Annotated in this window: 27 protein-coding genes; 10 read left to right on the top strand and 17 right to left on the bottom strand. The window is 46.2% G+C overall.

Annotation, left to right across the window (positions count from 1 at the left end; translation table 11 throughout):
- Positions 1–122: 122 nt before the first annotated feature.
- A complete protein-coding gene (locus AC5JBY_RS06190; RefSeq protein WP_495903694.1) occupies positions 123–980 on the top strand; it encodes a polysaccharide deacetylase family protein in 858 nt (285 codons plus the stop codon).
- 73 nt (positions 981–1,053) lie between these two features.
- On the opposite strand, the gene AC5JBY_RS06195 is transcribed toward AC5JBY_RS06190, so the two are convergent.
- The 5 genes from AC5JBY_RS06195 to AC5JBY_RS06215 form a co-directional block, all read right to left on the bottom strand.
- Positions 1,054–1,677: a carbonic anhydrase gene (locus AC5JBY_RS06195; RefSeq protein ID WP_495903695.1), complete on the bottom strand. Its 624-nt coding sequence runs from the start codon at positions 1,675–1,677 to the stop codon at positions 1,054–1,056.
- A gap of 5 nt (positions 1,678–1,682) precedes the next feature.
- A complete protein-coding gene (locus AC5JBY_RS06200) occupies positions 1,683–3,266 on the bottom strand; it encodes a SulP family inorganic anion transporter (protein WP_495903696.1) in 1,584 nt (527 codons plus the stop codon).
- A gap of 184 nt (positions 3,267–3,450) precedes the next feature.
- Positions 3,451–3,825 carry a hypothetical protein gene (locus AC5JBY_RS06205; protein WP_495903697.1) on the bottom strand — a complete coding sequence of 125 codons (375 nt, stop codon included), beginning with the start codon at positions 3,823–3,825 and terminating at the stop codon, positions 3,451–3,453.
- A gap of 196 nt (positions 3,826–4,021) precedes the next feature.
- The gene (locus AC5JBY_RS06210) at positions 4,022–4,267 is read right to left on the bottom strand and encodes a DUF6814 family protein (protein WP_495903698.1); all 246 of its coding nucleotides are present in this window, start codon (positions 4,265–4,267) and stop codon (positions 4,022–4,024) included.
- A 12-nt stretch (positions 4,268–4,279) separates the two neighbouring features.
- Positions 4,280–5,833, bottom strand: a complete 1,554-nt coding sequence (locus AC5JBY_RS06215) for an MFS transporter (protein ID WP_495903699.1) — start codon at positions 5,831–5,833, stop codon at positions 4,280–4,282.
- Between the two features lie 255 nt (positions 5,834–6,088).
- Between AC5JBY_RS06215 and acs the strand changes: the two genes are divergently transcribed.
- Complete coding sequence (gene acs, locus AC5JBY_RS06220; protein WP_495903700.1) at positions 6,089–8,002, top strand: acetate--CoA ligase; 1,914 nt, start codon at positions 6,089–6,091, stop codon at positions 8,000–8,002.
- A 252-nt stretch (positions 8,003–8,254) separates the two neighbouring features.
- Positions 8,255–9,196: an alpha/beta hydrolase gene (locus AC5JBY_RS06225; protein ID WP_495903701.1), complete on the top strand. Its 942-nt coding sequence runs from the start codon at positions 8,255–8,257 to the stop codon at positions 9,194–9,196.
- Positions 9,197–9,200: 4 nt separating this feature from the next.
- Here the strand turns inward: AC5JBY_RS06225 and AC5JBY_RS06230 are convergent, their stop codons facing one another.
- A complete protein-coding gene (locus AC5JBY_RS06230) occupies positions 9,201–9,755 on the bottom strand; it encodes a L,D-transpeptidase family protein (RefSeq protein ID WP_495903702.1) in 555 nt (184 codons plus the stop codon).
- Between the two features lie 244 nt (positions 9,756–9,999).
- On the opposite strand from AC5JBY_RS06230, the gene AC5JBY_RS06235 reads away from it, so the two are divergent.
- On the top strand, positions 10,000–10,443 hold the full coding sequence (locus AC5JBY_RS06235; RefSeq protein ID WP_495903703.1) for a DMT family transporter: 444 nt from the start codon (positions 10,000–10,002) through the stop codon (positions 10,441–10,443).
- A 34-nt stretch (positions 10,444–10,477) separates the two neighbouring features.
- Here AC5JBY_RS06235 and AC5JBY_RS06240 read toward each other — a convergent pair whose 3' ends face one another.
- The 4 genes from AC5JBY_RS06240 to AC5JBY_RS06255 form a co-directional block, all read right to left on the bottom strand.
- Positions 10,478–11,308 carry an outer membrane beta-barrel protein gene (locus tag AC5JBY_RS06240; protein WP_495903704.1) on the bottom strand — a complete coding sequence of 277 codons (831 nt, stop codon included), beginning with the start codon at positions 11,306–11,308 and terminating at the stop codon, positions 10,478–10,480.
- A 28-nt stretch (positions 11,309–11,336) separates the two neighbouring features.
- Entirely contained in the window at positions 11,337–12,527 is a 1,191-nt protein-coding gene (locus AC5JBY_RS06245) for an anti-sigma factor family protein (RefSeq protein ID WP_495903705.1), read from the bottom strand.
- A 1-nt stretch (position 12,528) separates the two neighbouring features.
- The gene (locus AC5JBY_RS06250; protein WP_495903706.1) at positions 12,529–13,029 is read right to left on the bottom strand and encodes an RNA polymerase sigma factor; all 501 of its coding nucleotides are present in this window, start codon (positions 13,027–13,029) and stop codon (positions 12,529–12,531) included.
- A gap of 155 nt (positions 13,030–13,184) precedes the next feature.
- Positions 13,185–13,391 (bottom strand): hypothetical protein, encoded by a 207-nt coding sequence (locus AC5JBY_RS06255; RefSeq protein ID WP_495903707.1) that lies wholly within the window; start codon positions 13,389–13,391, stop codon positions 13,185–13,187.
- Between the two features lie 509 nt (positions 13,392–13,900).
- On the opposite strand from AC5JBY_RS06255, the gene kbl reads away from it, so the two are divergent.
- Complete coding sequence (gene kbl, locus AC5JBY_RS06260) at positions 13,901–15,088, top strand: glycine C-acetyltransferase (RefSeq protein ID WP_495903708.1); 1,188 nt, start codon at positions 13,901–13,903, stop codon at positions 15,086–15,088.
- Positions 15,089–15,222: 134 nt separating this feature from the next.
- Here the strand turns inward: kbl and AC5JBY_RS06265 are convergent, their stop codons facing one another.
- The gene (locus AC5JBY_RS06265) at positions 15,223–15,603 is read right to left on the bottom strand and encodes a RidA family protein (RefSeq protein ID WP_495903709.1); all 381 of its coding nucleotides are present in this window, start codon (positions 15,601–15,603) and stop codon (positions 15,223–15,225) included.
- A gap of 92 nt (positions 15,604–15,695) precedes the next feature.
- On the opposite strand from AC5JBY_RS06265, the gene AC5JBY_RS06270 reads away from it, so the two are divergent.
- The 4 genes from AC5JBY_RS06270 (at position 15,696) to AC5JBY_RS06285 (ending at position 19,098) form a co-directional block, all read left to right on the top strand.
- On the top strand, positions 15,696–16,322 hold the full coding sequence (locus AC5JBY_RS06270) for a 3-hydroxyacyl-CoA dehydrogenase family protein (protein WP_495903710.1): 627 nt from the start codon (positions 15,696–15,698) through the stop codon (positions 16,320–16,322).
- 134 nt (positions 16,323–16,456) lie between these two features.
- Complete coding sequence (gene tsaB / locus AC5JBY_RS06275) at positions 16,457–17,152, top strand: tRNA (adenosine(37)-N6)-threonylcarbamoyltransferase complex dimerization subunit type 1 TsaB (protein ID WP_495903711.1); 696 nt, start codon at positions 16,457–16,459, stop codon at positions 17,150–17,152.
- 101 nt (positions 17,153–17,253) lie between these two features.
- Positions 17,254–17,601 carry an ArsR/SmtB family transcription factor gene (locus AC5JBY_RS06280; RefSeq protein WP_495903712.1) on the top strand — a complete coding sequence of 116 codons (348 nt, stop codon included), beginning with the start codon at positions 17,254–17,256 and terminating at the stop codon, positions 17,599–17,601.
- A 90-nt stretch (positions 17,602–17,691) separates the two neighbouring features.
- On the top strand, positions 17,692–19,098 hold the full coding sequence (locus AC5JBY_RS06285; protein ID WP_495903713.1) for an MBL fold metallo-hydrolase: 1,407 nt from the start codon (positions 17,692–17,694) through the stop codon (positions 19,096–19,098).
- 63 nt (positions 19,099–19,161) lie between these two features.
- Here the strand turns inward: AC5JBY_RS06285 and AC5JBY_RS06290 are convergent, their stop codons facing one another.
- From AC5JBY_RS06290 to AC5JBY_RS06305, 4 genes are all read right to left on the bottom strand, one after another.
- On the bottom strand, positions 19,162–19,827 hold the full coding sequence (locus tag AC5JBY_RS06290) for a response regulator (protein WP_495903714.1): 666 nt from the start codon (positions 19,825–19,827) through the stop codon (positions 19,162–19,164).
- Positions 19,828–19,834: 7 nt separating this feature from the next.
- Positions 19,835–20,488 (bottom strand): sensor histidine kinase, encoded by a 654-nt coding sequence (locus AC5JBY_RS06295; protein ID WP_495903715.1) that lies wholly within the window; start codon positions 20,486–20,488, stop codon positions 19,835–19,837.
- A 184-nt stretch (positions 20,489–20,672) separates the two neighbouring features.
- Complete coding sequence (locus tag AC5JBY_RS06300) at positions 20,673–21,401, bottom strand: sensor histidine kinase (RefSeq protein ID WP_495903716.1); 729 nt, start codon at positions 21,399–21,401, stop codon at positions 20,673–20,675.
- Between the two features lie 700 nt (positions 21,402–22,101).
- Complete coding sequence (locus AC5JBY_RS06305) at positions 22,102–22,587, bottom strand: hypothetical protein (protein WP_495903717.1); 486 nt, start codon at positions 22,585–22,587, stop codon at positions 22,102–22,104.
- Positions 22,588–22,838: 251 nt separating this feature from the next.
- Between AC5JBY_RS06305 and AC5JBY_RS06310 the strand changes: the two genes are divergently transcribed.
- A complete protein-coding gene (locus tag AC5JBY_RS06310; protein WP_495903718.1) occupies positions 22,839–23,930 on the top strand; it encodes a caspase family protein in 1,092 nt (363 codons plus the stop codon).
- A 13-nt stretch (positions 23,931–23,943) separates the two neighbouring features.
- On the opposite strand, the gene AC5JBY_RS06315 is transcribed toward AC5JBY_RS06310, so the two are convergent.
- Both AC5JBY_RS06315 and AC5JBY_RS06320 read right to left on the bottom strand, forming a co-directional pair.
- Positions 23,944–24,846, bottom strand: coding sequence for a lysophospholipid acyltransferase family protein (locus tag AC5JBY_RS06315; protein WP_495903719.1), 903 nt, complete (start codon positions 24,844–24,846; stop codon positions 23,944–23,946).
- A gap of 60 nt (positions 24,847–24,906) precedes the next feature.
- Positions 24,907–26,361 carry a RapZ C-terminal domain-containing protein gene (locus AC5JBY_RS06320; RefSeq protein WP_495903720.1) on the bottom strand — a complete coding sequence of 485 codons (1,455 nt, stop codon included), beginning with the start codon at positions 26,359–26,361 and terminating at the stop codon, positions 24,907–24,909.
- Between the last annotated feature and the right edge of the window lie 49 nt (positions 26,362–26,410).

Consider the following 26,410-nt stretch of genomic DNA (forward strand, 5'->3'; position numbering starts at 1 on the left):
ACCCGGAAAAGTTGGTAGACCGCTTTTCTCTCACGCATTTAAACAATCTTTAACCAAAAGTATTTGCATTAGGGGTATCTGTTATTATAATTTCATAGTCATAAAATTTCCCCTAAACAAGTATGGAAACCAACAATGACGAAGGTGGTCCCACCACCTTTGCAAGCTACCGCCCGCTCTTTCTTTTGCTGGTGCTGATGGCCTGTGCCAAAACAACCCGCAAAAGCGACGCCAACAACATTGCATTACCTTCCAAAAACACGGTTCAGGTGGTTAAGCAGGAAGCGCCACCGCCACGTAAGAAGAAAAAGAAGAAGATCTATCTTACGTTCGACGACGGGCCCAATAAAGGCACGCGTAAAGTATTAGGCATTGTGCAACAGGAACAGGTTCCTGTTACTTTCTTTCTCATTGGCGAGCACGTATTCGCCAGCACTTCACAACGCGCTACCTGGGACAGCCTGCGCGTAGATAGTTCCATCGAACTGTGTAATCACAGTCACACCCATGCGTGGAACAACCGTTACAACAAATTCTATGAGCGACCGGATTCGGTAGTGAAAGATTTTCAGCGCTGCCACGACAGCTTGGAGCTGAACAATACCATCAGTCGAACACCCGGGCGCAACATCTGGCGGGTGGATACACTGAGCTTTACTGATTTAAAGAGGAGCGCAGCGGCGGCGGATTCCTTACAGCAGGCGGGCTTTGTGATCATTGGCTGGGACCTTGAATGGCATTACGATCATAAAAGCTTTTCGCTGAAGAATAAGTCGGATGAGTTGCTGGCGCAGATCGACAGCCTGTTTGCCACCAACAAAACGAAGATACCGGAACACCTGGTGATCCTGGCCCACGACCAGGTATATGATGATAGCAATGACTCGGCAGAACTACACCAATTGATCAAAAAACTGAAAGCACGGGATGAGTATGAATTGCTGGTGACGAGTAAGTATCCGGGAGCGGGGAAACCATAAAACAAAAGAGCCCGATTGGAAAAACCAACCGGGCTCTGCTCTTTACACTTTTACATGGGTACCAAACTATAAACTATAGTATAGCATACGCCGGCTCTTTGATCGGCGGTGCAATGTCGTATACTGTTTTCAGCAGGCCATCTTTCAAACCATATACCCAACCATGGATATGCGGGCGGGCGCCTTTTTCCCATGCCCGGCGAATAGTATCCGTCTTAGACAGGTTGATCACCTGTTGACGTACACTGAATTCTGTGAGCAGGTTGGCCCTCGCATCCTGGTCGCCAATGCTGTCGATCACTTCCCTGTTTTCCTGGTAAACAGCTTTGATGTTGATGAGCCATTTGTCCAGCAGTCCGTAGCTGTCGCTGCTCAGCGCTGCCTTCACGCCACCGCAGCCATAGTGACCACAAACGATCACGTGCTTTACTTTAAGGTGTATCACGGCGTACTCCAACACGCTTAGCATGTTGATGTCGTCTTCCACTACGAGGTTGGCAATGTTGCGGTGCACGAAAATGTCGCCGGGGTTGGTGCCGGTGATCTGGTTGGCTGGTACACGGCTATCGCTGCAGCCTATCCACAGGAATTCCGGTGACTGTCCTTTGGACAAACGGTCAAAATAACCGGGATCTTCTGACTGGGTTTCAAGCGCCCACGCTTTATTTTGAAGGAGTAATTTTTCAAACGAGTTCATGGTAATTAGTTTTTAGATAAAACAAGTTCTTTAGGGGTTGCATTGGCAAATCCCTGTTCCTTATACACACTTTTTTTTAGCTCCACAGTAATATTCTTCAACGGAGCATGCTTCTGGAAGTCTTCTATTACTTCAATTACATCCTTGTCGATAAAATCGGCCCTGGCAGCATCGATCAGTACATAAGAATTTTCCGGTACTTCTTCCAACTTTCTCTTAACGATTGGCTTATTCAGGAAGGAAACATCTTTCCGCAGACGGAAAAGGTATCTGTTCTCATCGTTGACTACAAATACGGCCGACTTGAAGTTGCTGCGCAATACGAAGATCAATCCGATACAGCTACCGATCAGGATACCTACCAGCAGGTCGGTAACGAGGATAGCAATAACAGTGATCACAAATGGCAGGAACTGGTCGAAGCCTTTTTTGTAAAACTTCTTGTACAGTGAGGGTTTGGTCAGTTTGTAACCGGTGAAGATCAATACGGCTGCCAATGCAGAGAATGGGATGAGGCTCAATAAACCTGGTATCAATGCCACGCAGGCCAACAGCAATACGCCGTGGGTGATAGCAGATACTTTGGTTTTGGCTCCCGAGTTGATGTTGGCAGAGGTGCGCACTACTACAGAAGTAAGCGGCAAACCACCGATCAACCCTGATACCAGGTTACCCATACCCTGTGCTTTCAACTCACGGTTGGTTGGTGTAACCCGTTTGTAGGGGTCCAGCTCATCCGATGCTTCGATGTTGAGCAGGGTTTCCAAACTGGCGATGATGGCTATGGTGAAGGCGCTGGTCCATACAGCGATATTGCCCAGGTGACTGAAATCGGGATGGGTGAAGAACGATAAGAATTCTTTAGGTGTGCTGGCCTTGGGAATGCTTACGAGGTGCGCTGCACCCAGTGCGAGATCGGGCTTGTTGGTTTTAAGCCACTCGTTGATCAGCACGCTCGTTACCACCACGATCATGGCAGAAGGAATGAGCTGCAGCACCTTTGACTTCTTGGATATCTTTTCCCAAACGATCATAATACCCAAGGAGAGCAGGCCAATGCCCAATGCTACCGGCATGATGTTCTTAAAGGCGTAGAACACCTGTGTAAAGGTATTCTTACCATCTGGCTGCTGGAATGCTTCATCGCCTTCAAAGTCGCCCTCATCACCTACGAGGTGAGGTATTTGTTTGAGGATGAGGATAACTCCGATAGCGGCCAACATACCTTTAATAGCGGCGCCGGGAATGTAATCACCCAGGATACCGGCTTTCAGGAATCCGAGAGCGATCTGGATAAGGCCAGCCAGTACTACTGCCAACAGAAAAGCCTCGTATACCTGCAGCTTGGTAATCGCTGCCAGTACGATGGTTGTAAGGCCGGCGGCCGGACCACTTACGCTCAACTGGGAGCCACTTAATGCGCCAATCACGATACCGCCCACAATACCGGCTATCAGACCGGAGAATGGAGGTGCACCTGATCCTATCGCGATGCCCAAACACAAAGGCAGCGCTACCAGGAATACCACAACTGAAGATGGCAGATCGGAACCGAGAGAACGTAAATAGCTTGTAGGCTTTTTCACCATAACCAATAAGTTTTTGAGAGAATGAGATACGAGTTGTAATGCCCAATTGGTAAATAAAAACCGCATAAGTGCGCGATTCTTATTGCCAATTGCATCGACAACTGATACCTTTTCCTGTTACCAGAAAGGGGTTAAGAGATTAATAAGAATGTTGGAAATGTCAAAAAAAACAAAGGGGGAAAGCTTATGCTTTGGGAGGCGGTGTTTGCAGTTCGAAATGAACGATCTGCAGCTTCTCTGCTGCATGCATTTTATGCGCCAGTATAGATTCTATTCCGGAAGGATGATCCATCTCAGGACCTTCGTGAATATATTCTTCGTTTACTGAAACCGGTTTGTTAGGAGCTTTTTCATCGGGACCCGTGGGTGAGCAGGGATTGTTCGTTTCCGGTGATTCTTCTTCGTTGGAGGCTGTCCAGTTTGTCTTTTCTTTTGAGTCGGGAGAAGCATAAACAAAGAAGTTCATGCTGGTGAGCAGCAGCAATAGCAGCATCATGGCGACAGCCGGGATGGTCTTCCGGAGCCAAAATGCCTGGTATTTCTTGCTTGCCTGCTTCATTATCAATTGACTGGACGTACGCAAATATAACTCCCGAACCCCGGAATTGTTAGGACGTTTGGTTTTTTTTAACAATTTGATGACGCCGGGAAGACAGTTCTTTTTATCCTGATCAAGTTCAGTGTGTTATCACCCGGTTTGACGGCCAATAAAGGGGTGGAATTGCGCACTAATTAAATAGTTATTTATGTATGGTTTACACTTCTTCCGAATTCTCCGGCAGGTGTCCATATTCTCCTTTCAGGGCGTAATAGCCAAAGATCATAAGGCCAATGGCAATGGGGGTGAATATGGTTATGATAATCACCCAAATAACCGGATTGTTGATATCCTTTTTCCCGGCCGGGTCAATATGGGTGATGGCACCCTGGAGCAGGAAATAAATGACTGCCGGACCGAGTAAAAACCATACAACTCCTAATATTTTCTTCAATTGGCTCATATAGAATGCGTTTTAATCTGTTACGTCTTTGTCGATCTTATTATTCAGGTAAATGCTGCCAATGATAAAGCAGAGGGCAGCAATGCCAATGGGATAACAAAGGCCCACCAACGGGTATTGAGGAAAGCTGGTTGTCAATAGCAATCCAATGAAGGGAACCAGTCCGCCAAATACGCCATTACCAATATGGTAAGGAAGGCTCATAGATGTGTACCTGATCTTGGTAGGGAACATTTCTACCAGGAAAGCGGCGATAGGTCCATATACCATGGTCACCAGGACGACCATTATCCACACCAGGAAAATGAACTTAATGTAAGTGGTGTTATTTACGTGTTTGTTCGTGTATACAGGTTTCGCTGAGGCTGAGCTGTAGCTCCGCGGGCCTCCAGTACCACTGCTTGCCTGGCTTAGCGTGTCAGTTTCTACCTGGGTAAATTTTGAGCCGTCCTGTGTTTGAAAGTGTGAGGATACCTGCACAATGGAACCTGTTCCATATACCGACACTTTGCGATCCTGCTTTATCATAGTAGGATTGTCCTGTTTCCATTCACTGATATCGGTGTCCTTCAGGAAGGCTGTGAAGATGAAGTAGTATAAGACAACGCCCAGCAGCATGCCGGTGAGCATGATCCATTTTCTGCCGATGCGATCACTGAGCCATCCAAAAAGCAGGAAGAAAGGAGTGGCAAAGGCAATAGCCCATAGCATGATGGTGCGGCTTTGTTCAAACTCCAGTCCACATTTCGTTTCGAGGAAGCTCTGTGCATAGAACTGGCCGGTGTACCAGATCACGCCCTGCCCCATTACGGCGCCAAACAAAGCCAGTAATACCATTTTGAAGTTGGCTTTGTTGCGGAAGCTTTCTTTGAGCGGGTTGGAAGATGTTTTGCCTTCTTTTTTCAGTTTGCTGAAGATGGGCGACTCTTCCATCTTCATCCGTATGTAGATGGAAACGATCACCAGCAGAATGGAAACCCAGAAGGGATAGCGCCAGCCGCCCCAGGGTGCGTTGAACTGATCATCGGTCATATTGAGTTTTACCAGCATGATAACGCCCAGTGCTACGAAGAGGCCGAGGGTGGCAGTGGTTTGTATCCAACTAGTGTAATAGCCGCGTTTATTGGCCGGTGAATATTCTGCTACGTAAGTGGCTGCTCCTCCGTATTCGCCTCCCAACGCCAACCCTTGTACCAGTCTTAGTGCCAGTACCAATAAGGGCGCTGCCATACCAATACTTTTATAATTAGGTACAAGACCAATAAGGAAGGTAGAACCTCCCATAAGGATGAGGGTGAGCAGGAACGTGTATTTGCGGCCGATCATATCGCCGAGACGACCAAAGACCAATGCGCCGAAAGGACGGATGATGAAACCGGCAGCAAAGATGGCCAGCGTGCTGAGCAGGGCGGCTGTAGCATTGCCCTCCGGAAAGAATTGTGTGCTGATCGTTTTGGCAAGCATCCCGAAGATGTAGAAATCGTACCATTCGATCATGGTGCCTACCGAGGATGCAACGATAACCTGACGGATTATCTTAGAAGGAGCAGCAGTCGTTTGATTCATGCACGGAAGATAATTGATAATTTGAAATTGTGGTAATCTGAAGAGACGGTAATGCAAATTTGATAATGCGAAACCAAATAGTCTACGCAATTGCAGGAGTTTGCTATGCTGTTATTCTTTTTCCCTGTGCGTGGTAACCCGAATGTGCATTAACCGGACTATTCGTATGAATAATTTTCAAATTTTCTTATAAGCTCATTTTCGTATTTAATCTGTTGTATTTTTAAGCCCCAAATCAAAGGAAAACGATCGTTTATGTCATATCCCTACCAGATAAAGTCAGCAGAACAATACCAGGCAGCCTATAAAAAGAGTGTGGAACAGCCCGAAGCGTTCTGGGGTGATATTGCTGCTCACTTTCAATGGCGCAAGCCCTGGGACAATGTGTTGGAGTGGGATTTCAAGAAGCCTACCATTAAATGGTTCAGCGGAGCCAAGCTGAATATTACAGAGAATTGTATCGACCGTCACCTGGAGACGCTGGGCAATAAGCCTGCCATCATCTGGGAGTCGAATGATCCCGAAGAGCATCATCGTGTGCTCAGCTACCGTGAGCTGTATAATAAAGTAGTGCAGTTTGCCAACGTGCTTAAGAATAACGGTATCCGCAAGGGCGACCGTGTTTGTATCTATATGGGCATGGTGCCCGAGCTGGCTATTGCTGTGCTGGCCTGCGCCCGCATTGGCGCTATTCATTCTGTGGTGTTTGGTGGTTTCAGTGCACAAAGTATTGCCGACCGTCTGCAGGATGCGAAGGCCGAGTTTGTAGTAACCTGTGATGGTGCTTTCCGTGGCAATAAAGAGATCCCTTTGAAGGGTGTGATCGATGATGCGCTGGTACAGTGTCCTTTTGTAAAGCGTGTGATCGTGTTGACCCGCACGCGTACAGCTGTATCCATGATCAAAGGTCGCGACGTGTGGTGGGAAGATGAAGTGAAGAAGGTGGAAACCATGGGCAATCCTGATTGCCCTGCTGAAGTGATGGATGCAGAGGACATGCTATTTATCCTGTATACCTCCGGTTCTACCGGTAAGCCCAAAGGTGTGGTGCATACCTGCGGTGGCTATATGGTGTATGCCAATTACTCTTTTGTGAATGTGTTCCAATACCAGCCAGGTGATGTGTATTTCTGCACAGCAGATATTGGTTGGATCACTGGTCATAGCTATATCGTGTATGGCCCGCTGAGTGCGGGTGCTACTACCCTGATGTTTGAAGGGGTGCCCACCTGGCCCGATGCCGGCCGCTTCTGGGATATCGTAGACAAGTTCAAAGTGAACATCCTGTATACGGCGCCTACTGCTATCCGCAGCCTGATGGGCTTTGGCCTGGACCCTGTGCAGAAGCACGATCTCAGTTCCTTGAAGGTATTGGGAACGGTAGGTGAGCCGATCAACGAAGAGGCCTGGCATTGGTATGATGAGCATATCGGTAAGAAGAAATGCCCGATCGTCGATACCTGGTGGCAAACAGAAACGGGTGGTATGTTGATCTCCAATATGGCGGGCGTGACGCCGGCCAAACCAACTTTCGCTACGCTGCCGCTGCCGGGTGTGCAACCCATCCTGGTAGATGAGAATGGTAAAGAGGTAGAGGGTAATGGCGTGAGTGGCAATCTCTGTATCAAATTCCCCTGGCCCGGCATGCTGCGCACCACGTATGGTGATCATGAACGTTGTCGCCAGAACTATTTTGCTACGTACGAAAACTTATACTTCACTGGTGATGGTTGTCTGCGCGATGAGCAAGGCAATTATCGTATAACCGGCCGGGTGGATGATGTGTTGAACGTGAGCGGCCACCGTATCGGTACAGCAGAAGTGGAAAATGCCATCAACATGCACACGGGTGTAGTAGAGAGTGCTGTAGTTGGGTATCCGCATGATATCAAAGGACAGGGCATTTACGCTTACGTGATCTTCCAGGGTGATATGAAGGATGAGAAATTGACACGGCAGGATATCACACAAACCGTTTCACGCATCATCGGACCTATTGCCAAGCCTGATAAAATTCAGTTTGTAAGCGGTCTTCCCAAGACCAGGAGTGGTAAGATCATGCGGAGAATACTACGTAAAATTGCAGAGGGTGAAACTGATAAATTAGGTGACACTTCAACGCTGTTGGATCCTGCAGTGGTAGACGAGATCAAGAAAGGCAAGTTATAAGGGGTTATATAAAAAGAAAACCCCATGGCTGGAGTAATATGGGGTTTTCATAGAGACGGAAAACATTGGCCGTTTTCTGATTACCAATGTTATATGTTTTGTTCTATCTCCCAATGTGTATTGGGTTCTTCAAGGATATGGGGTACCATAATTATGTACGATATTCATGCCAGATTCGTTGGCCATGGGCACCCCGCTATATGACAATTTTGAAGTGTTAAGGGTTGCTCCAGTAAAACTACGAAACCCCTCATGCGACTATTACGAAGAGCCTTGCGGGTACTGCTTATCCTGGTGGTACTGCTTAATATCCTGGCAGCATTTCATGCCTATAAGTTTACTTATTTCTATGATGAACCTTCGGCTGTTGTAAAGAAGCCGGAGCAAATGTCGGGCTGGGAAAAAGCAAAGATGCTCGTGTTTGGTTTGCAATATCCCAAGTCGGTCATTAAGGGCTTGCCTGCGATTCCTTATGATACACTTTCTTTAACCACTAATGACAGCATGCACCTGGCTGCCTGGTATATGCCGCGCGACAGTGCGAAGGGTACTGTTATTTTATGTCATGGTCACGCGTCTTCGCGATCAGGTGTATTGGAAGAGGCCTACTATATGCACGAGCTGGGCTTCAATACGCTGCTGGTTGATTTCAGGGCGCATGGCAGCAGTGAAGGAAATGTGTCTACTATTGGCTATCGTGAATCGGCTGATGTGAAAGCGGCTTATGATCATGTGCGCGCCAAAGGTGAAAAGAACATTGTTCTGTGGGGCGTATCGATGGGTGCTGCTACGATTGCGCATGTCATCGCTGAATATGATATCAAGCCAGAGAAGGTGATCATGGAATTATCTTACGGCACTTTAACGGCTGCTGTAAAGGGAAGGGTGCGCACGATGGGGCTACCTGAACAACCTATTTCGGGGTTGCTCACTTTCTGGGGCGGCACCATGCGAGGCTTCTGGGCTTTTGGTCTCAATCCGGCGGAGTATGTAAAAAAGATCAACTGCCCGGTGCTGGTGCAGCATGGTGCCAAGGATCCACGGGTAACGAAGGCGGAGACGGATGCTATCTACAACAATATTCCGCATCAGCATAAGAAGCTGGTGGTGTATGAAACTGCAAAGCATGAGTCCTTGTGCAAGCGGGAGCCTGCAAAATGGAAACTGGAAATAAAAGAATTTTTACTGCAGTGACCGGTTAGCGGCGCACGACTACTTTGGTACCAATGGGCAGAAAGGTTTCCAGCTCATCGAGGTCTTCGTTCTTTAATGCGATGCAGCCATTGGTCCAGTTGGTAAAATCGTCTACTACAATATTATCATTGGGCCAGGTGCCATGGATAGCGATACCGCCACCTATCTTGGCATTTTTAGGAATAGAGCCTTTGGCTTTGCGCTGGTTGAACTTCTGTTGGCTTTCCTGTGTGGGATAATCCAGCATGAGCATTTTATGCCACTTTTCGTGGGGTCTTTTGGAGATGATCTTAAAGGTTCCTTCGGGTGTTTTCCGGTCGCCTTCCATCATTTTATCGCTTTGGTCTTTGTTGCCAAACACAACGGGATAGGTTGCATACCAACCTTCATCATCATATACCTGCAATTCATAGTCGGACTTATCTACAATGACGTATACCGTTCCGGTAGGCTCATTGTGGAAGAATCTTTTCTTGATGACTCTCGTTTCGATGGTTTTAAAGGCAGCTAATCCTGCACAGGAAATGAGGAGCAGCGCGACGATGTGTTGGCGTTTCATATTAACCGTGGTTTTGCGTAGAGACCAGGCGATGGTAAGTGGTTTAAAATGAATAGAATGTTTTAATGGAGCGACCTCCTGTATTAACGTATATGGAAATAAAAATATTTTTTATGGGGATAATTTTAACATGGTAAAGAGGCAATAGCACATAGACAATGGATTATTGATTTATTATAAGCAATTTATTTGCCATTTCTGGTTAACGGACTGTTGTAACTTGCTACCCAAATTGGGAATGTTCATGAAACTGCTTTTTTATATTCTGCCGATAATGGCCGGTGTGGCTATGACAGTTCAGTCTGGTATCAATGCTCAGCTCAGGGCAGCTATTAATCATCCATTTCTGGCGGCTTTTATTTCTTTTGTGGGTGGAACTATTGCGCTGGCTGTGCTGCTTTTATTTTCGAAGCAGGCTTTTCCTTCTTTGTCGGCCTATAGTGATATCAGCTGGTACAAGTTTACGGGTGGCCTGTTGGGGGTATTTGTAGTAACGGTGGTGTTGTTATCGGTGCAGGAGATCGGCGCTTCCAATATGTTTGTGCTCATTATTGCGGGGCAGTTATTCACTGCGGTGTTGATGGATCACTTTGGTGTATTGGGTATGAAAGAAAGCCCGATCACCTTACAGAAGATGATCGGGCTTGTGTGTCTGATCGTAGGCGCGTGGCTGGTGAACAGGAAATAATGAGTTAATTCATGGCTATATTCTCCAATGATTTCTACCAGCTGCTGATCCTTACGCCTACGCTATAGGGTGTAAAGTCGAGGCCTTTTTCGAAGATGCTTTCGCGTGCATAGGTGCCGTATAATTTTACCGGACCTAATCCCATTTCTGCGATGTACAATATTTTCCAGGGACGGAGGTCGAAGTCGTCACGTTTCTTGCGTTTGCCATCTGCATCGGTAACGGTTTTCTGACGGCTGGAGTAAAGGTATCCTGCACTGGCGCCTGCGGCGAGGCTGAATCCTCTTTCGCGGTGGGGCGTGAAATTAAATTCCAGCATCATGGGCACAGTTACGTAATCGGCCGCCAACTTGTTTTTCTTGTAATTAGTGGTGAGGTCCTGTATTACGGTAGTCTTGGGTTCTGTCAGGAACTTAATGGGTTCCTCGAAGCGGTAGTTGTTCATATCGATGCCCAAGCCGTATTTCAGGTTCACGACGTGTTTGATCATGTTGAAGCGCTGCATAAAGAGCCAGATGTTGACATTGGTAGACTTGATAGCTCTGAGCTTAAACCAATCTTCATTTGCTCCAGGTGCAAAGAGTTGTGTTTCTGCGCTGAGGTAGTTGGTCTTGTCGTTGAAGTTGGTAAAGCCAATATCGAATATCAACCAGTTGGTGGTGAGATTAGATGGCTTGTACTTCCGGCGATAACTACGGGAGTATTCCCGGTCATTGTCTTCTTTGGCGCTACGGCTGTTGGGGTCGCGCACGATGATCATTTTGCCGATGCGGAGGGTATCTGTTTTTTGTTGTTGTGTTGAATCCTGTGCGAGGGCTGAACATGCTACACTTATCCCTGCAAGGAGGGCTAACATCCTTTTCATACTTCTGTATTTACTGTGTAATTGGAGATTATTTTAATGCTATTTCAAAGCTGGCGATGCGTATGCTCGACTTTTCGTGGTCGGGGTCTGCATTGGTGGCTTTATCGAAAACACGGGATACTTTCCGGAAGAAGCCGCGTGATTTGTTTTTCTTACCGTTGTTGTTGTCATTCGCTGCGAATATTACATCGGGGTCAATTTCCTCGGTAACGACAGTCTGTTTGATTAGCTCCGGATTAACCTTGGGAGTAGTTAATGCCAGGTCATTATTCTTTACGTCGGTATTTATAGTGCCACGGTCGGTTGGGTCTACAATTTTTACGTCATGTGTTTTAATTGCTACATCCTGCTTTTGCGGCGTATTTGGAACTATGGGCACTTTAGGCTCTGTATCACTGTTCTTTCTTTCGTTGCCGTTATTGACAGCCATCTTGTCTTCAGGTGTCGGATCAACAGGCACTGTTACCTTTGGTAAAGATTGATTGTCCTTCCTGTTGTCTTTATTATTGGTCTTGTCGTTATTGACCGCCAGGTTCTGCGTTTGATCAGGTGTTGTAACAGGTGTTTTGTCTTTGCTGGCAAGGTTGTCGGGTGTTTGTTCCTGTACAGTTGTTGCCGGTTGGTTTGTTTTACCTGAATCTTTATCGTTCACTGCTACTGCCTGATTACCGGGCTGATCGGTATTATTCTTTTTTCCTCCATTCGTAACCATATTCCATCCCATTGCTCCTGCAAAGATCAGCACCACTGCTGCGGCAGCTATGCGCCACCAGCGCATCCTGATCACCGGCGCCTTTTCGTCTTCTTCATGGCGGTACAAGGCATATTTATCCGGGTATACGATGGAAGTATCGGGCATCAGCTTTACCTGTTGCAGCAATTCGAATGCTGCCTGGTGCTGTGGGTTCCTGTATACGAATTGTTCCACCTGATCTTTCTGCTCATTATTCAGTTCATCATCGGCATACTGCACAAAGTATTCTTCGCAATTGGTTTCATTGACAGGATTGGGCGCTGTTGTATTCTTCAACAGGTTGTGTTTACCGGTGAATATGGTGTTATCTGCCGGTAGTACGGATTGCTGCAACATGATCAGTTCGGCCCGCAGATCAGGATTTTCTGCCACGAATGTTTCTACTGCTTTGCGTTGGGCAATGTTCAGCTCATTGTCCACATACAGCAGAAAGTATTCTTCGTAATTATGGCGGTTAATGTTCATGCTATATCACATTTTGAGGGCTGACCAAATAGTTTCTCAACTGCACGCGGGCGCGGTGTAAGTACACTTTTACCTGGCTTTCGTTCAAACCGGTAATCTGCCCGATCTCTACATAAGAATATCCTTCATAATCTTTCAGCAATACCAATGACCGTTGTGTTTCGTCCAGTTGTGCCAGTGCCGCTTCCAGCACTTTGCGGGTGTTGTTCATGGGGCGGTCGTACGACTGAGGTTCCTCCGGATAATCCTTTTTCATCTCACTTTCAATGCTCGTCTTCTTTTTTACTCTTCGTACGTGGTCGAGTATCAGGTGGTAGGCGATGGTAAACAGATAGCTTTTGCCTTTGCCATCTCCTACGTCTGCCTTGTAGACCCACATTTTTTCGAATGCCGATTGTACCACATCCCTGGCATCTTCGGTGTTGCGAAGATTTTTAAGGGCGAAGCGGTACACGTTATCCGCGTACTCTGTTACACACTGGTTATACTCTTTTTCGGTCATAAGCTATAGTCCGTTCTCTTAATGCTTGTATATAAGGTAAGAGCGTACAGGGATAGGAAATGTTACAGCTACCGGTGAAATTTTTTATCTAAAATAAGAAAGAGGCCGCAAGGGCCTCTTAGTAATATTGTAAATCGTTGATATTCAAAAGTTAACTACCTGGCTGTAACCATTACAGCACGGTTCAGCGCTTCGAGGATGATAAACTCTCCCTGTGCTTTGGGCTTTTCAGGCTGGTCTTTTGACTCGCTACACACTTCTTCTTCTGTTGTTTTGCCTGCCCGGGTGGCGGCAACTACCAATATGCCTCCCGTGAGGACTACCAGTATAATGAATGTGCGGAGGAAGAATTTCTTACGCATGGCATGGCTATTTGTTAATAAGACGAAGTTATAACCAAAATGTTACAGGAATGGTTAATTAATCTGAAATTTGGTTAATGAAGCTTGTTACCGGCAAAAAATACCCAATCCTCCTGACGTAATCGGCCCTTGCCGGGGCTTTTTCCCTTACTATAAATCCACTAAGGGTTTATGAGGGTTGCAGCTTTACTACATAGATATAGTGAAATGCTTTTACAGATGAGTAAGTCGCTGATTTTTAGATGCTTGAAGGTTTGGGTGAGGCATGCGAGGGTAATATAATTACACCATATTTTTTATGAAAGTGCGCCTTTAGTGCGGCTTATGTACGGCTTAACTCCGGCTTGTATACGGGATAAGTACGGCTTAAGCCCTGGTGAACACATTTTTATCTGTGCAGTCTCCTCTTAGGTGATGGTAGTATAGTGATATTAAGCATTTGAAAATTTCAAATAAGCAGCACCTCAAATCATTATTTTTGTGCCCTTATCTAAAAAATTCCTCTTTCCATGAATGAAAATTTAGTCAAAAGGCTGGCTACTGAACTGGAAGAAATCAAGGCTTCCGGATTGTACAAAACGGAGCGTATCATCGAATCTCCTCAGGGAGCTGAAATTGTAGTTAACGGTAAGACGGTGCTGAATTTTTGCGCCAACAATTACCTGGGCCTGTCTTCTCATCCCAAGGTGACCGAAGCAGCCAAGAAGGCTGTCGATCATCGTGGCTATGGTATGAGCAGTGTGCGTTTCATCTGCGGTACGCAGGATATTCATAAGGAACTGGAGGCGAAGATTTCTCAATTCCTGGGTACAGAGGATACGATCCTTTATGCTGCGGCTTTTGATGCGAACGGGGGTGTGTTTGAGCCTTTGTATAATGAGCAGGATGCGTTGATCTCCGATGAACTGAACCACGCTTCTATTATCGATGGCGTTCGTCTTTGTAAAGCGCAGCGCTATCGTTATAAGCACAATAATATGGAGGACCTGGAAGCCAAGCTGAAAGAGGCCCAGGCGCAACGCAGCCGTGTTATCATCACTGATGGTTCTTTCAGTATGGATGGTACTATTGCGCAACTCGACAAGATCGTGGAGCTGGCTGAAAAGTATGATGCGGCTATTATGATCGATGAATGTCACTCCAGTGGCTTCCTTGGCAAAACAGGCCGTGGTACGCATGAGTACAGGGGTGTGATGGGTAAGATAGATATCATTACCGGTACGCTGGGTAAAGCGTTGGGCGGAGCTTCCGGTGGTTTTACCAGTGGGCGCAAAGAAGTGATCGAGATACTGCGTCAACGTTCAAGGCCCTACCTGTTTTCCAATACGCTGGCGCCAAGTATTGTGGGCGCTTCTATTGCGGTGCTGGACCTGCTGACTGAAACGACCACGCTGCGCGATAAGCTGGAGCATAACACTAAATATTTCCGCAGTAAGATGACGGAGGCCGGCTTCGATATCAAGCCTGGTGATCACCCGATCGTTCCGATCATGTTGTATGATGCTGTGGTAGCGCAGAATTTTGCGTCGAAGCTGCTGGAGGAAGGTATTTATGTAATTGGGTTCTTCTTCCCGGTGGTGGCGAAAGGCCAGGCGCGTATTCGCGTGCAGCTAAGTGCCGGTCATGAGCAACAACATCTTGATAAAGCTATTGCTGCCTTTACGAAGGTTGGTAAGGAACTGGGCGTATTGAAATAGTTGAGAGTCGGGCGTTCAGCGTTGAACGTTTGAATCGGGAACCTTCCCATAAATTATATTGAGCCGGAAGTCTGTTGTTAGTCATTGTATAATAAGCATGGCTGACATCGGGCTTCCGGCTTCTTATTGTGTTCTTATTTGCCTGCGATCACACTGATCTCTACGTTCACATTCTTGGGCAACCCTTTTACTGCTACTGTTTCCCGAGCCGGGAAATCGCTTTGAAAGTATTTGCCGTACACTTCATTTACTGTAGCAAAGAGTGACATATCGCTGAGGAAGATGGTTGTTTTTACAATATTGCTGAAGTCCATGCCTGCTTCGCTCAGGATGGCTTTGAGGTTGTGCATTACCTGGTGGGTCTCTGCATGGATGTCGGTTGCTTCTATATTGCCGTTGGCCGGGTTGATGGCGATCTGTCCGGACACGAATAGTAAGCCGCCGAGTTGGATGGCCTGGTTGTAGGGACCAATGGGAGCGGGCGCATTGCTGGTATTGATGATCTTTTTTTCCATGGACCAAAAATAGGGCAATTCCGGATTTCCGTTAACTAAACTGGTAGCGGGCAATTGGTGACAATGCTCTTTCTTTGCGTAAATTTTTTGTCATGACCATTGCCATACTGGCGAATGATGTTTTGAAGAATGAGTGGCTGGAGAAGGAAGTTCCTGCGGGCGTGGAGTTTATGTGGGTTGACTCGGTGAGTTCTTTGTTGATGGTGGAAGCGGATGCTTATTTCGACTTGTTGTTTGATGCCGACCCTGAAAGGACTGCACGGCTGAAGCCTGTGAATGGTAAACCGTTGTTTGTGAACGCAGTACCTTGGACCGGACAGGTAATTGGCAAGCAGCTTATCCGGGTGAATGCATGGCCTGGTTTATTACGTCGACCCTTAATTGAAGTTGCCCTAACGGATAGGGATCAACTGGAAGGGGTGCAGCTCGTGTTTAATGCTTTGCAATGGCGCTACCAGGTGGTGCCGGATGTGTGTGGAATGATCACGCCGCGGGTGCTGGCTGCTATTGTTAATGAAGCTTATTATACGCTGGGGGCTGGTGTAAGCTCTAAAGAAGAGATTGATGTGGCCATGAAACTTGGCACAAACTATCCTTTTGGACCATTTGCATGGAGCGATGCTATTGGCTTGCGCAATATTGGCGAGTTGTTGCAGGAGCTTGCAAGGTCTGACGCTCGTTATACACCGGCGCCTGCACTGGTGCAGGAACTGGGCTGACTTGTAAAGGATGGTGGAAGTTGTTGGTGAGGACCACCAACCTTTTTGATTGATTGTTATGTAAATAGAACCACGACAGCATCTTATTGCACATGTATTTGTGCAGGTTGTCGTCAAAAGGAGGGATTAAGCTCATGGGACTGTTATTGAATATCGATACTGCTACTGAATATGCGAGTATATGTGTGGCGAAGGATGGTGTGGCTATCACGACTATGGTAAACCGTGAGCAGAAGGATCATGCGAGCTGGGTCCAGCCTGCTATTGCGGAGGCTGTGCGGGATGCGGGTTTCAGCATGCAGCAGTTGGAGGCGGTGGCTATTACGGCCGGGCCGGGCTCTTATACCGGGTTGCGCGTGGGAATGGCTACAGCAAAGGGTTTGTGTTATGCGCTTAGTATTCCGTTGATTACGGAGAGTACATTAAAAGTGATTGCTTATGCAACGCGCGAAGCGATGGGATTGTCATCGGGCGAATCTCCTCTGTTACCTGCCTTATTATGTCCTATGATTGATGCGCGCAGGATGGAAGTGTTTACTGCCGTCTATAGTATAGACTTGGAGGTAATAATTCCGGGTGGTGCGCGTATATTAGACAATAATTCTTTTAACAAAGAGTTAGAGAATAATCGCATAATTTTCTGTGGGAATGGAATGGATAAGTGGAAACCCCTAACTAATCATTCAAATGCAATGTTTTACGCGGGTGATTATTCTGCTTCCGACCTTGCTTACCTGGCTGAAAAGCAGTTCCAGCGGCAATTGTGGGCTGACCTTGCTTACACTGAGCCCGCTTATCTCAAGGAATTCTACTCTCATATAAAAATTTAAACTAAGTGAAACTTTTATAGACCTTTAATTCACATAGTATTTTTTTTCTTGTAAATTTGGCACGCTTATCCTATTAAATTTTTAAAAGCTCTGATGTGCACATGAACGTAACAAGCAACTACTCCATGGTGCTGAATGCAGACGGCGTACATGGGGATTCCGTCAAGGTTGACTTCCTAAACCTAAAAAAGGCCGCGATGATCTTACGCGCACTTAACCACAAGTTGCGCCAGCAGATCCTTAAGCTCATAGATGAGCAAAAGCGCCTCACCGTAACTGAAATCTATGTGCGGCTTAGACTTGAACAGTCGGTAGCTTCACAACACCTTGCGATTCTTCGCAGGGCTGGGATTGTAAAAACAGAGCGGGATGGCAAGTTCATCTATTATTCCGTGAATAGTGCCCGTGTGGCACACATCATGGAGTGTGTAGAGGATCTGAACACCTGATTATCCGGTTTAACCTTTTGATAATCTGCTTCAAAGCAGGACATGGCCTACCATGTTCTGCTTTTTACATTTAAGGACTACCTTTGCAATATGTTTATAAAGCAATTATACACAGGCTGTTTAAGTGAAGCAGCCTATTACATTGAGCGTAATGGCGAGGCTGCTATTATCGATCCTTTGCGGGATATTGCGGGTTACCTCGACCTGGCGAAAGAACGTAACGCTTCTATCAAGTATATTTTTGAGACACATTTTCATGCGGACTTTGTGAGTGGTCATCTCGATCTGCAAAAGGCTACTGATGCACCGATCGTGTATGGTCCATCCACGGAAACTAATTTCCCGATCCATCTTGCGAAGGACGGCGAGGTGTTTAAGTTAGGAGACCTGACGATTGAAGTGATTCATACGCCTGGTCATACGCTCGAATCTACTTGTTACCTGCTGCGTGATGAGCATAATGTTCCTTATGCTTTGTTTACCGGCGATACGTTGTTTGTGGGTGATGTGGGTCGTCCCGATCTCAGCAGTGGTAACCTTAGCAAGGAAGATCTTGCTTCTATGTTGTACGATTCGCTGCAGCAGAAGATCGCTACGTTGCCTGATTCTGTTATTGTGTATCCTGCACACGGTGCGGGTAGTAGCTGTGGTAAGAACCTGGGGCCTGAGACGCATAGTACAATCGGCGAGCAAAAGGAAACCAACTATGCCTTACAGCCACAGTCACGCGAAGATTTTATCAAGGCGGTGACCGATGGGTTGGGTTTGCCTCCGCAATATTTTCCGATCAATGCGCGTATCAATAAAGAGGGTTATGATAGCCTTGATGGTATTTTGAAGAAAGGACTCACTCCATTGTCTGTAGCTGAGTTTAAAGAGTGGATGAACAATGAGGAAGTGATCGTACTCGATACACGCAAGGCGAATGAGTTTTCACAACAGTTTGTGCCGGGTTCTATCAGCATTGGTCTGGAAGGACGTTTTGCCGAGTGGGCTGGCAGTCTGTTGCCTTTCGATAAACCCATTATCCTGGTAACTGAAGCTGGCATGGAGGAAGAGAGTGTTGTGCGGCTGGCGCGTGTAGGCTTCTCTCAAATGCAGGGTTTTCTTGCAGGTGGCATCGAAGCCTGGAGGGCTGCGGGTGAACAGATCGATCTGATCATCGACATAGAAGCTGATGAGCTGGCGATGGACCTGCCTTATGATAAAAACCTCATAGTGGTTGATGTGCGCCGCGAAACTGAATTTGCTGATGGCCACATTGCCGGTGCGGTGAATATTCCTTTGAATGAAATGACTGATCCCGGTAGCATGGCTAATATACAGGAGCACCAAAACCTGTATGTGCATTGTGCCGGTGGATACCGTAGTATCATCGCTGCTTCGCTGCTCAAGCGCCAGGGTATTCATAACCTGCACAATGTGCTGGGTGGCTGGGGTGCTATTAAAGAGCAGAAGGGGATCGAGGTAGTGAAGGAAAATAGTGTGTTGAATTAAGCCGTATCAATTATAGCTTATAAAAAAAGACCAGCTGGAAAGCTGGTCTTTTTGTTTATTGGACTAAACCTGGAATATTCCGTTGCGTATTGCATAGACGACCAGTCCTACTCTTGTTTTGGCGTTGAGTTTTTCGAACAGTGCATCCCGGTAGCCGTCTATGGTGCGCGGGCTCAGGTGCATTTTGTCGGCTATTTCGCGATAGGTAAGTTCTGTGCACGCCAGTTTCAGAAATTCTATTTCCCGGTCGTTTAATGAGATCAGGGGTTTAATGCTGTTGTTGTCGTCTTCGAGGTTGTTGAGTGCGTGGATCATTTTGCCGGTCACCATTTCGGAATAGTAATAGCCTTTATCTATTACCGAATCCAACGCACACTTGAATTCTTTGGGTTCTGTTTCTTTCAGTATATAGCCTCTTGCGCCATTTTTCAACATACGGATGATGGACTGTTCATTGTCGTACATGGAAAGGGCCAGCACCCGTACGTCGGGGTAGTTTTGTTTCAACCACAGGGTGGTTTCAAAGCCATCCATGTCGGGCATATTGATGTCCATCAGCACGAGGTCGGGAGCTGAGTTGGTTTTGAGTTGCTCGATGAAGTGCTTGCCGTTGTTGGCTTCCAGCAGCACTGTATACCCATCGAAGTTTTTTACCATGCTGGCCAACCCATTGCGCAATAGTACATGGTCGTCGATAAGTGCTACGCGGGTTGTTTTGACTTTTACCATAGTTAGTTTAGTGGTTTGTGTATGGAAAGGTAATGTTTATTGTTGTTTCGTTTTTTAACATATGGCTTACCTGCAGCCGGGCGCCAATCATGACCGACCGGCTTTGGATCATGGGTATGTATTTGTCGGATATATTACTTGCCTGTTGTTCATCGTGTTGTGTTTCTCTGTTGTGTATATTGATCTCTAATGTGTCTTCCTGACAGTTGATCCTCAGCGAAATTTGCGATGTACTGCTGCTTTCAAGAAAGTACTGAATGCCTTCCTGTACGATGCGGAACAGCATTAGTTCTTCTTCTTTGCTCAATGGCGCTATTTTGCCCGTTATAGTCAATTGCGGGTCTGCTGCCCTGTCTCTGGGCATAAGGCTAAGCTCATAGCCAATTGATTTGAGTAGCCCTCCCTGGCAGATGTAGTTGGCATCGAGGTGTTTTGCCAGTTTGCGCAAGTCTTTAATCGCTTTGCCTATCAGCTGGTTGCTGTTTAACGTTTTTTGAGCTACTTCTTCAGGCTTTGAAAAATCCAGGGTACCTAAATGTAATTTTGCCAGGCTTAGTATCTGGCCGATATTATCATGTATTTCCTGTACGGTATTTTTCAGTGCCTGCTCCTGTATTTCAAGTTTCGTTTTAATTATCTCATGTTCATGTATGATCCCCATTTCTTTTCATTTGATACGAAAGATGTGTAGTGTAATTTACGAATTGAGTCTGTGGTTTGACCTATATCATATAAATACCGTGTTTTTTTGCTGGAAATACGAGAAAAACACCTTGCTCATAATAGGCTGAAAGACGCACTGTTATGTTGTTTGTAGAAATCTCTGAACAGTATCGGGCGACCCTTTACGCACTGACAACGTGATTGGGGTCATGTGGTAGTATCAGTGTTACCGTAGTGCCGGCTCCAAGGGTGCTGGTGATGGAAAATTGGGCACCGATCAGCCGGGCGCGTTTGTACATATTACGGAGGCCGAGACCAAACTTGCTGTTGTCTCCGGCATTGAGGGGGGTAAGGTCGAAGCCGCTGCCGTTGTCGTTTACGATTATACTGAAGGCTTCCGGTCCATAGTTGAGTTGTATGATAATGGTAGTGGCTTTGGCGTGTTTGATAATGTTGTTGATGATCTCCTGGACGATGCGAAAGATAATGAGTTCTTTTTGTGCTTCCAGCTTTATGGGTGAGCCTTCTGTTTCGAGGGTGGTTGTATAGACGCCGCTTTTGCGGATCATCTCCAACTCATAATTTATTGCTTCTGTAAGGCCCATGGCTGATACATAGTCTGTACTAAGGCTTTTGGAAAGATCGCGCAGATCCTGAATGGCTTTACCTATCAGCTTTTTCGAGTCTTCTATCTTTTGTTGTAATTGATCGGGCTTATCGATGTCCATGGTGCCAAGGTTGAGTTTGGTAAGGCTTAATACCTGCCCGATATTGTCGTGTATTTCCTGAGAGATATTTTGGAGGGTTTGTTCCTGTATTTCGAGTTGTGATTGGAGGAGGGTTTGATCGAACTGGGATTGCAGGGTCTGTGTGTCGCGAAAGTATTTTTGTTGACGACTTCGAAAAAGCAATATGAAGCCTATTATTATTCCTCCAAGCAGAAGTAATAGGCAGGTTGTGGTAATGATGAGTATTAGGACTTCCGAGTATTTATCCGGCATAGGAAACTAACGGAAAAAAGCAAATACATGACAATGTTCAACACCTTAATGATTAATAACAAGGAGTAAGATAACGATAAAAAGTTTTTGTTCAAATAATTGAGCAGGCTAAAATAGGGTAATGCTCCGAGGTGGAAGATAAGGATGCCTATCGATATCCAGAATAAGGAATCGCGCGATAGTTTTATGACTTTGTTTTCGTTGAGGAGTTGCTTCAGGTAGAGTATTGACATTGTAAGCATTAGGATGCTTGCTGCTGCCATTGTGTAGCTATTGAAGAAATTAGGGCCTTGAATAAAAAACAGGTTAATTAAGGAAAAAGCGATTAACAGTATACATGACACTGTTATAACTTTTTTTAGAGCGGGCTGAAGGAAATGGCTAAAAAAATATGAGTAGAAAGTATAATAAATAATGAGAAAGGCATTATATAACCACAGATTTTGTCTAAATAGTGCTTTCCCAAAGTACATGGCTGTGCATTCTACTGCCAAGGTCAGGAAAAGAAAGGCAGCAAATAATTTAAAAGGACGTTGCATGTCCAGCCTGAAGCTGAGCAGGCTGGATATGCAACTTAAAAAAATGAAAAAGATGTAAATGTCTTTTATAGTCATGGTTGAGGGAATTTGGAAGGGTCTGGTTCTCCGCAATCTGGTGGGCAGGGCGAGCCAAAGTCAAATTCTTTTTTTATACCTAATTGTTCCACTGCTTTTTTGGCTTCTACTGCTGCTTTAGTCGCTGTTTGCCTTTCTGCAAAATCGGGTAACGTTTCTAAAATAATATCCTCATTCAGGTTATTAGCATTGAGCGCAGTGGCAACGAAGATAACAGTCAGTTGGCCTTGAGCATTCCCTGCGGTTAATTCATTTTCGTAAGTCCCGAAGTAAACCCTAAGGCCATTCGCATTTAAATATACTAACTCTTTGTATATTCCTTCAATGGATTCGAAAGAAAACCAGACTGATTTTGTATCCTCTTTCTGCAGGTCGTTGGATAGTAATTTTAGTTTTCCTTCCTGAAAGCGTTTAATTCTTTCATTGGCTAAGACCTGGCCGAGAAACGAATTTGGTAAAGTCTTTGGTGTGTTAGCTGGCATAAGTTTGCTTTTTATTGGTGAAATGATTTGCCAAAATTCATTGTAATGGCTTTTATAAAAAAGCGGCTTACACTTAAAGATGCCTGCTAAATCACCTGTTTATTTCCCGTTTATTTCCCGTAATTAAAGCTTGTATGGCATATAACCGTTAAAACACGGTAGAGATATACGGGGTTAATCTTCTATTTGTGGCAGTTGTTTTCTTTGACCTTTAACCGGCGGAAATATTATTTAACCTATAATTTTTTGAAATGAAAAAGGCACTTTCGCTTCACATTGGTCTTAATGAGTTTGACCGGAATCACTATGGTGAAGATGGGTTCTTAAAAAATCCAGAAAACGATGTAAGGGATATGATGAAATTAGCTAAATGCGCAGGGTATGAAGCTATGCCCTTATTTACAAAGGATGCAACCGCTGCAAGGGTTTTCAGGGAGATCGAGCATGCGGCTGATGTCTTAGAGGCGGGGGATACTTTTTTGATTACTTATTCTGGTCATGGTTCGAAGGTAAATGACATGAGGGAGAAGGATGAAGATGATAAGACCGATGAAATATGGTGCCTGTATGACAGGATGGTTTTGGATGATGAATTGTATAGGTGCTGGTCGGCGTTTAAGCGTGGTGTCAGGATTCTTGTTATTTCGGATAGTTGCCACAGTGGGACAGTAGCAAGAATGGCAACCACAAAATCAAGGCGGACTGAACTTGCTACCGGTAGCTCGCGGTTACTACCTGAATTCAGAGCCCGGGAAATTGTTTCGGATAACAAGGTGTTGTATGAGGGTATTAAGTTTTCGATATCCAGGGGCATTGATCAAAAGGTAGAGGCAAGTGTACTTCTTTTGGCTGCTTGCCAGGATCATCAACTGGCCGGAGATGGAAGGGGTGATAATGGAACTTTTACAGAACAATTGTTGCGTGTATGGAATAATGGTGCATTCAGTGGTAATCACCGGGAATTTTTCAATGCTATTGCATCGGGGATACCTGCAAGTGCGGGTCAAACGCCTAACTTTTTCTGGGCAACGGAGGTTGATAGTGTGTTCGAGAATGAAATACCTTTTAACGGAACCGTAAGGTCTATGTCTGCTTTTCAGCCGGGTGATGGGAAAGTGAAACTGGAGATCGAGGTCGATTCAGAAAGGCTCAGGGGGATATCATTGGATGAATTGCAGGAAATGCTTGAAAGTGATGCTGCTGAGGTATTGCTTGAAATATACAGAAAGGTACAGGAAGCCAAAGAGCAGATGTCCTTTAAAAGAGAGAATGGTGGCGGCAGAACAGTAGGGCATAACGCTTCTAACAATGGACGTAAGCATAGAGGGTCTGCCGCGATCTAATTTTTTAGATATTCTACAGGTCTTGCACGTTTTCTGTGCCAATCCACATTTTAGCATATTCGGGTTTCCAGTGATGCTTCCATCTTCTATGGCTCCACAGCCACATGTCGGGGTGTTGGCGGATGGCTTTTTCCAGGAAGGTAATATAACGGCGGGAGAGTTCGCCTTCTGGCAGTTCGTGTGGGTTTTCGGCGCCTATTTCGAGGTGGGCGCGGTAATAGCCGCGTTTCACTTTATAGATCTGTACAAAAACCACTGGTATGTTTCCCACGCGTGCGCCGCTTTCCGGGCCACGTACAAAGGCTGTAGGCCTGCCCAGGAAGTTGAGCCAATAAGCTCTGGCCGGATCGGATGGCGCCTGATCGGCAACCAGCGCCAGCATATATTGTGTATTACGGTAAGGAACAATTGCATTGCGCATGTCTGTTGCGGGTAGCATAGTAGACCCTGTACGGGTGCGAAGGTGCATGAATAGTCTATCCATTGCTTTGTTCTTAATGGGCATGTACACTACCATAAAAGAGTAGGATGTATAAAAGGGCATGACAACATTGGCGATCTCCCAGTTAAAATTATGCCCCAGGTGAAGCTGGCATTTACGGCCTGCTTCAAAGAAGGGCTTGAAGGGGTCGCTGTCTAATACGAAGTGTTTGGTAATAAACTTGCGGCCCGCAGAGAGCAGCTTGATGGTTTCGATGAAGTTGTCTACAAAGTTCCGGTAAAACTTTTTGCCGATGGTCTTGCGTTCCTGTTCTGTTTTTTCGGGAAAGGCTATCCGTAAATTATCCAGTACTACTTTCTTCCGGTACCCGATGACATGCCAGGTGAGGGCGGCCAGAAAATCCGACAGCAGGTACAGCACCCGCAAGGGCAGCAGGGACATCAGGTATAAAGGAATGTAGACGAGGTAGTACATGTTTTCATTACGTAATACCGGTTATAACAGATAAAGGGGTAAATGGTTGGCAGAAGCCGTTTACGTATTTATCCAGTTCTTTTCGTCTTGTACGTGGTGCCTGAGTTGGATCTTGACCTTGAACTTGTTGCGCAGGTGACGGGCCAGGGCATCTGCGGCGTATACGCTGCGGTGCTGGCCTCCCGTGCATCCAAAGTTGATCATGAGGTTCTGGAATCCACGACGGATATAATCTTCTACGGAGATATCGACAATATCAAATACACTGTTGAGGTATTCGGGCATGCGGGTTTGCTGTTCGAGGAAGTCTTTTACTCCTTTGTCGCGCCCGGTTTGCGTTTTGAACTCTTCAAGTCTGCCGGGGTTGAGGATGCCTCTGCAGTCGAATACAAATCCTCCACCATTGTCGCTGGTGTCGGCTGGTATGCCGCCTTTCTTGTAGGAGAAGCTGCTGATGTTTACTACGAGGGGTGTTTCATCGTTGGCAGTAAGCGGGGTGAACCGCTCTATGATGTCATCGCCCACACAAATCTCCAGTACTTTTTTGAACTCAGGCACGGCGATGCCAAGGCTTTGGTTTTCTATAAACCATTTGAGGTTGTACAATGCCTGTGGTATGCTGGTGAGGAACTGGGCTTTGCGTTCGAACAAGCCACGGAAGCCGTAGGCGCCTAACACTTGCAACAGACGGATGAGCACATAGCCGTTGTATTGGCTTTTGAAAATGCCTCTGTCCAATGGTTGTCCAATGATCGATTCGAATGAATCCATGTAATCTTCAAGCAGGCCTGCTTTCCAGTCATCTGGCAAATTAGCGCGTGCCTGCCAGATCATACTGGCGGCATCGTATTGTGGGGCACCTCGCATGCCGCCCTGGTAGTCGATAAAGTGAACGGTATTATCGGGTTTCACCAGGATGTTGCGGCTTTGGAAGTCGCGGAACATAAAGTATTTGTATTCCGTGAAGGTGAGGTAGGTACTCAGTGCTTCAAAATCGTCGATGAGCTTTTGCTTGTCGTAGGGCTTGCGCAAGGCATCGAGAAAATAATATTTAAAGTAAAGCAGGTCGGCCAGGATTGCCTGCTTGCCAAATTCCTGGTTGGTGAGGCAACGGGTGTAGTCGAGCCCCTCGTGTCCTTTCACCTGTAATGTGGCCAGTTGATGAAGGCTATCGCGGAAGAGGGCGTATACAGCGTCGCACAAGCCTTCTGCTTCAAGCCGGTTCAACAGAGATACATCGCCAAAGTCTTCCTGCAGGTATATCGTCTTGTCTTCGCTGAGTGCGAGGATAGCCGGCACCGGCAGGTCTCTTTCTTTAAAATGGTCGGAGAAGTAGATGAAGGTTTCGTTTTCCGGGATATTGTTGCCAAAGGTGGCGATGAAAGTTTGGCCGCCTTCATGGATACGGAAGTAACGCCTGTCGGAGCCCGACTGTGGCAATACTTCTACCTGGTCGCAGGGTTTGCCGCTCCAGGTGGTATAAAGTTCTTTTATCGATTCTATAATGGATTGCATGTGGGTGGTATAGTCAGTAAATATAATGGAAGCAGGGCGATATCAAAAA

The organism is Paraflavitalea sp. (genome assembly GCF_059502485.1).

Excerpts from the sequence above, each read along its gene's own strand:
- acs (WP_495903700.1), top strand. The coding sequence starts at position 6,089 with ATGTCATATCCCTACCAGATAAAGTCAGCAGAACAATACCAGGCAGCC.
- AC5JBY_RS06240 (WP_495903704.1), bottom strand. The coding sequence starts at position 11,308 with ATGAAAAGGATGTTAGCCCTCCTTGCAGGGATAAGTGTAGCATGTTCA.
- AC5JBY_RS06205 (WP_495903697.1), bottom strand. The coding sequence starts at position 3,825 with ATGAAGCAGGCAAGCAAGAAATACCAGGCATTTTGGCTCCGGAAGACC.
- AC5JBY_RS06245 (WP_495903705.1), bottom strand. The coding sequence starts at position 12,527 with ATGAACATTAACCGCCATAATTACGAAGAATACTTTCTGCTGTATGTG.
- AC5JBY_RS06285 (WP_495903713.1), top strand. The coding sequence starts at position 17,692 with ATGTTTATAAAGCAATTATACACAGGCTGTTTAAGTGAAGCAGCCTAT.
- AC5JBY_RS06195 (WP_495903695.1), bottom strand. The coding sequence starts at position 1,677 with ATGAACTCGTTTGAAAAATTACTCCTTCAAAATAAAGCGTGGGCGCTT.
- AC5JBY_RS06310 (WP_495903718.1), top strand. The coding sequence starts at position 22,839 with ATGAAAAAGGCACTTTCGCTTCACATTGGTCTTAATGAGTTTGACCGG.
- AC5JBY_RS06270 (WP_495903710.1), top strand. The coding sequence starts at position 15,696 with ATGACCATTGCCATACTGGCGAATGATGTTTTGAAGAATGAGTGGCTG.
- kbl (WP_495903708.1), top strand. The coding sequence starts at position 13,901 with ATGAATGAAAATTTAGTCAAAAGGCTGGCTACTGAACTGGAAGAAATC.
- AC5JBY_RS06320 (WP_495903720.1), bottom strand. The coding sequence starts at position 26,361 with ATGCAATCCATTATAGAATCGATAAAAGAACTTTATACCACCTGGAGC.
- AC5JBY_RS06215 (WP_495903699.1), bottom strand. The coding sequence starts at position 5,833 with ATGAATCAAACGACTGCTGCTCCTTCTAAGATAATCCGTCAGGTTATC.
- AC5JBY_RS06305 (WP_495903717.1), bottom strand. The coding sequence starts at position 22,587 with ATGCCAGCTAACACACCAAAGACTTTACCAAATTCGTTTCTCGGCCAG.
- AC5JBY_RS06210 (WP_495903698.1), bottom strand. The coding sequence starts at position 4,267 with ATGAGCCAATTGAAGAAAATATTAGGAGTTGTATGGTTTTTACTCGGT.
- AC5JBY_RS06255 (WP_495903707.1), bottom strand. The coding sequence starts at position 13,391 with ATGCGTAAGAAATTCTTCCTCCGCACATTCATTATACTGGTAGTCCTC.
- AC5JBY_RS06280 (WP_495903712.1), top strand. The coding sequence starts at position 17,254 with ATGAACGTAACAAGCAACTACTCCATGGTGCTGAATGCAGACGGCGTA.
- AC5JBY_RS06250 (WP_495903706.1), bottom strand. The coding sequence starts at position 13,029 with ATGACCGAAAAAGAGTATAACCAGTGTGTAACAGAGTACGCGGATAAC.
- AC5JBY_RS06230 (WP_495903702.1), bottom strand. The coding sequence starts at position 9,755 with ATGAAACGCCAACACATCGTCGCGCTGCTCCTCATTTCCTGTGCAGGA.
- AC5JBY_RS06235 (WP_495903703.1), top strand. The coding sequence starts at position 10,000 with ATGAAACTGCTTTTTTATATTCTGCCGATAATGGCCGGTGTGGCTATG.
- AC5JBY_RS06225 (WP_495903701.1), top strand. The coding sequence starts at position 8,255 with ATGCGACTATTACGAAGAGCCTTGCGGGTACTGCTTATCCTGGTGGTA.
- tsaB (WP_495903711.1), top strand. The coding sequence starts at position 16,457 with ATGGGACTGTTATTGAATATCGATACTGCTACTGAATATGCGAGTATA.
- AC5JBY_RS06315 (WP_495903719.1), bottom strand. The coding sequence starts at position 24,846 with ATGTACTACCTCGTCTACATTCCTTTATACCTGATGTCCCTGCTGCCC.
- AC5JBY_RS06295 (WP_495903715.1), bottom strand. The coding sequence starts at position 20,488 with ATGGGGATCATACATGAACATGAGATAATTAAAACGAAACTTGAAATA.
- AC5JBY_RS06290 (WP_495903714.1), bottom strand. The coding sequence starts at position 19,827 with ATGGTAAAAGTCAAAACAACCCGCGTAGCACTTATCGACGACCATGTA.
- AC5JBY_RS06265 (WP_495903709.1), bottom strand. The coding sequence starts at position 15,603 with ATGGAAAAAAAGATCATCAATACCAGCAATGCGCCCGCTCCCATTGGT.
- AC5JBY_RS06200 (WP_495903696.1), bottom strand. The coding sequence starts at position 3,266 with ATGGTGAAAAAGCCTACAAGCTATTTACGTTCTCTCGGTTCCGATCTG.
- AC5JBY_RS06190 (WP_495903694.1), top strand. The coding sequence starts at position 123 with ATGGAAACCAACAATGACGAAGGTGGTCCCACCACCTTTGCAAGCTAC.